Source organism: Mycobacterium sp., assembly GCF_025933915.1.
In the GTDB taxonomy this organism is placed as follows: Bacteria; Actinomycetota; Actinomycetes; order Mycobacteriales; family Mycobacteriaceae; genus Mycobacterium.
Window position 1 is genome coordinate 1 of sequence record NZ_JAICZA010000278.1, and the last position, 3155, is coordinate 3155.

At 70.7% G+C, this 3155-nt stretch carries 3 protein-coding genes; all 3 read left to right on the forward strand.

All coding sequences use genetic code 11. The features are described from left to right. Positions 1 to 1179: UDP-N-acetylmuramoyl-tripeptide--D-alanyl-D-alanine ligase (gene murF, locus Q0W90_RS23920; RefSeq protein WP_297777099.1), on the forward strand; the 1179-nt coding region annotated here is incomplete at its 5' end. Next, positions 1176 to 2255: a phospho-N-acetylmuramoyl-pentapeptide-transferase gene (mraY, locus tag Q0W90_RS23925; protein ID WP_297592837.1), complete on the forward strand. Its 1080-nt coding sequence runs from the start codon at positions 1176 to 1178 to the stop codon at positions 2253 to 2255. The genes murF and mraY, both read left to right, overlap by 4 nt. Continuing rightward, on the forward strand, positions 2255 to 3155 hold a 901-nt coding region (murD, locus tag Q0W90_RS23930), incomplete at its 3' end, for a UDP-N-acetylmuramoyl-L-alanine--D-glutamate ligase (RefSeq protein WP_297777101.1). The genes mraY and murD, both read left to right, overlap by 1 nt.

The window sequence follows — 3155 nt, forward strand, 5'->3', positions numbered from 1 at the left end:
ACCAAGGATCTGGTGGCCGCCGTGCTGGACCCGCTGGGCGAGGTCGTGGCCCCGCCCGGGTCGTTCAACAACGAGCTGGGACATCCGTGGACGGTGCTGCGCGCGACGCCGGACACCGACTACCTGGTCCTCGAGATGTCGGCGCGCCACCCCGGCAATATCGCGGCGCTGGCCGACATCGCCCCGCCGGCGATCGGGGTGGTCCTCAACGTCGGCACCGCGCACCTGGGCGAGTTCGGCTCGCGTGACGTCATCGCACAAACGAAATCCGAACTGCCGCAATCTGTTCCAATCTCCGGGGCGGTGATCCTCAACGTCGACGACCCGGCGGTGGCGGCAATGGCCGACGTGACCGCGGCCCGGGTGGTTCGGGTCAGCCGCGCCGAGAACACCGACGCGGGCCCCAGCCAGCTGTGGGCCGGGCCGGTGTCGCTCGACGAGTTGGCCAGGCCGTGCTTCGCGCTGCATCACCGCGACGCCGCCGGGACCAAGCAGGCGCAGGTGCGCCTCGGCGTCTACGGCGATCACCAGGTCGGCAACGCCCTGTGTGCCGCCGCGGTCGCGCTGGAATGCGGCGCCGACATCGAACAGGTGGCGACCGCGCTCGCCGGCGCCGGCCCGGTGTCGCGGCACCGGATGCAGGTCACCACCCGCGCCGACGGCGTCACCGTGATCGACGACGCCTACAACGCCAACCCCGATTCCATGCGAGCCGGGCTGCAGGCCCTGGCCTGGATCGCCCACGGCGGTGGCGAATCGGGCACGCAACCGCGGCGCAGCTGGGCAGTGCTCGGCGAGATGGCCGAACTCGGTGAGGACGCGATAGCCGAGCATGATCGCATCGGCCGGCTGGCCGTGCGCTTAGATGTGTCTCGACTCGTTGTCGTGGGAAGTGGGAGGTCGATGAGCGCCATGCACCACGGAGCGGTCATGGAGGGTTCGTGGGGCTCGGCCGATAAGGGGGCCGTCAACGTGGCAGACCGCGACGCCGCCCTGGCATTGTTGCGGGCCGAGGTGCAGCCCGGCGACGTCGTCCTCGTCAAAGCCTCCAACGCGGCCGGCCTGGGCGCGCTGGCCGACGCGCTGGCCCGTGACGATCGCGAGGGCGGCGAAGCCGGGCGAAGCGGGTCGTCACCAGCAGAAGACTCAGCGGCCGCAGACGGCGGGACCCGCCCATGAGACAGATCCTCATCGCCGTCGCCGTCGCGCTGACCGTGTCGATCCTGTTGACCCCGGCGCTGATCCGGTTGTTCACCAGGCAGGGATTCGGCCACCACACCCGCGACGACGGCCCCCCGACCCACCACGCCAAACGCGGCACGCCGTCGATGGGCGGCGTGGCGATCGTGGCCGGCATCTGGGCCGGTTATCTGGGGACACACCTGGCCGGACTGGCCTTCGACGGCGAGGGCGTCTCCGCGTCGGGTCTGCTGGTGCTCAGCCTGGCCACCGTGCTCGGCGGCGTCGGCTTTCTCGATGACGTGATCAAGATCCGCAGGTCGCGCAATCTCGGGCTGAACAAGACCGCCAAGATGGTCGGGCAGGTCACCGCGGCGGTGCTGTTCGGTGTGCTGGTGCTGCAGTTCCGCAACGCCAACGGCCTCACACCGGCCAGCGCGGACCTGTCCTACGTGCGGGAGATCGCCACCGTCGCGCTGGCTCCGGCACTGTTCGTGTTGTTCTGCGTGGTCGTCGTCAGCGCCTGGTCCAACGCGGTCAACTTCACCGACGGCCTGGACGGCCTCGCCGCCGGCAGCATGGCAATGGTCACCGCGGCCTACGTGCTGATCACGTTCTGGCAGTACCGCAACGCGTGCGTCACCGCGCCCGGGCTGGGCTGCTACAACGTGCGCGATCCGCTGGACCTGGCGATCGTCGCCGCCGCCACCGCGGGCGCCTGCATCGGCTTTTTGTGGTGGAACGCCGCGCCCGCCAAGATTTTCATGGGTGACACCGGATCGCTGGCATTGGGCGGCATCATCGCGGGCATCTCGGTCACCAGCCGCACCGAGATCCTCGCCGTGGTGCTGGGTTCACTGTTCGTCGCCGAGGTCAGCTCAGTTGTGTTGCAAATCTTGACTTTTCGCACCACCGGGCGCCGGGTGTTCCGGATGGCGCCCTTCCACCACCACTTCGAATTGGCCGGCTGGGCCGAGACCACGGTCATCATCCGTTTCTGGTTGCTCACCGCGATCGCCTGCGGCCTGGGTGTGGCCCTTTTCTACGGTGAGTGGCTGGCCGCGATCGGTGCCTGATGAGTGGTCTTGATCCCCTGGCACCGGGCGCATCGGTGCTGGTGGCCGGCGGCGGGGTGACGGGCAAGGCGGTGCTGGCGGCGCTGACCCGACTCGCCGCGGTGCCGACCCTGTGCGACGACGACCCGGCCACCTTGCGTGGTTATGCCGATGCCGGCGTGGCGACGGCGCCGACGTCGACGGCCGCCGAACAGATTTCGCGCTACGCCCTGGTGGTGACCAGTCCGGGCTTCTCGCCGGCCACGCCGCTGCTTCGCGCCGCGTCGGTGGCGGGCGTGCCCGTGTGGGGCGACGTGGAGCTGGCCTGGCGGCTGGACGCCGCGGGTCACTATGGACCGCCGCACCGCTGGCTGGTGGTGACCGGGACGAACGGCAAGACGACGACCACGTCGATGCTGCACGCCATGCTGACCGCCGCGGGCCGGCGAAGCCTGTTGTGCGGCAACATCGGCAGCCCGGTGCTCGACGTACTCGGCGAACCCGCCGAGCTGCTGGCCGTCGAGTTGTCCAGCTTCCAGTTGCACTGGGCGCCCTCGCTGCGGCCCGAGGGCGGCGCGGTGCTCAACATCGCCGAAGACCACCTCGACTGGCACGGCACCCTGGCCGACTACGCCGCGGCCAAAGCGCGGGTGCTCGACGGCCGGGTGGCGGTGGTCGGGCTGGATGACCGCCGGGCCGCGGCGCTGCTGACAACCGCGCAGGCGCCGGTGCGGGTCGGTTTTCGGTTGGGCGAGCCGGCCGCCGGGGAGCTCGGCGTGCGCGACGGCCAGCTGATCGACCACGCCTTCGCCGACGACCTGACGCTGTTGCCGGTCGAATCGATACCGGTGCCCGGACCCGTCGGCGTGCTCGACGCCCTGGCCGCCGCGGCGCTGGCGCGCAGCGTCGAGGTGCCGGCCG

Excerpts from the sequence above, each read along its gene's own strand:
- mraY (WP_297592837.1), top strand. The coding sequence starts at position 1,176 with ATGAGACAGATCCTCATCGCCGTCGCCGTCGCGCTGACCGTGTCGATC.